This is a genomic window from Methylorubrum sp. Q1 (genome assembly GCF_004683995.1).
Taxonomy (GTDB): Bacteria; Pseudomonadota; Alphaproteobacteria; order Rhizobiales; family Beijerinckiaceae; genus Methylobacterium.
The window spans coordinates 1-973 of the sequence record NZ_SRHQ01000092.1; the positions used below are offsets into that span (position 1 = coordinate 1).

Below are 973 nucleotides of genomic sequence, written 5' to 3' on the forward strand. Positions count from 1 at the left end.
GGAGCGCGGCTCCACGGAGCAATCGGCGCGCAGCGATAACCGGGGCCTGTCTCGGCATGCGGATCGTCCTCCTCTCGGTTCGCGGACCGAGGCTGTCATCCTTGGAGCGGGCGCGCCCGCTCTGGGACGCGGCCCAGGGGTAGCCGCTCGGTGTCTGGGAAACAATGTCGCCCTCTGGGCCTCGCCGCCCATCCGCGGAGAGCGGTCCCGCGCATCGGAGGCCGAATGGGACCGGCCTCGAAACAGGTCCGGCATCGCGGCGCTCAGCCCCCGGCAAACAGCGTGAGGATGAGGCCGAGGGCGGCGAGGTGGAGCGGTGAGATCGCCGTCAGCATCGCGGCGCCCCCTTACGGCAGATAGAGGCCGCGGCCGCAGCGGCGCACCCGGCGGGTCTCGACATAGCCGGTATAGCGGTTGAAAACCTCGACGGTGCGATAGAGGCAGTACCGGCCGGAATTGCGCCCGTTGTAGTAGACGCCGCCATTGTCGAGATCGACGCCGAGGAATTCTTGATTGGCGGGCTGCGGAGCGGTCTCCTGGGCGAAGGCCGAGGGGGCGGCGCCGAGAAGGCCGGCACCGACGAGCGCGAAAATCATCAGCTTGTTCATGTCGCATCTCCCTGATCGGGCGGCGTCCATCCGCCCTCACCGGGAGCATGGAAGCGACAGACCGATTTTCGCGGAAGCTTGGCTCAAAAGTGCGCGGATCCCTCGTTTGCAGGTGGCGGATATCGGTGCGCTGGGCCCGGAGATGACCCCATTGACGCCGGCAACGAGGTCGGGTGCGGCCGACCGGCAACGGGCGCTCGCATCGGCCGTGTTCGAGGGAGCGCATTGTGCGTGCGAAGTGCCTCTCCGGCTCGTTTCGCGCCCCTGTGGCGGGTGTTTTCGGTCTTCCGGCGTTTTTCCGGTTGACGCTTTGTTCGGGCGCCCTTATACCCCGTTTCACCGACGGGGCGCCGCGGTCCACCGGG

1 protein-coding gene is annotated in these 973 nt (G+C 67.9%); it reads right to left on the reverse strand.

Annotated elements, in window-relative coordinates:
- Window positions 1-347 precede the first annotated feature (347 nt).
- Window positions 348-608 (reverse strand): hypothetical protein, encoded by a 261-nt coding sequence (locus E4V01_RS25400; protein ID WP_060768534.1) that lies wholly within the window; start codon window positions 606-608, stop codon window positions 348-350.
- Between the last annotated feature and the right edge of the window lie 365 nt (window positions 609-973).

Coding starts and splice junctions, on each gene's coding strand:
- E4V01_RS25400 (WP_060768534.1), bottom strand. CDS start 608: ATGAACAAGCTGATGATTTTCGCGCTCGTCGGTGCCGGCCTTCTCGGC.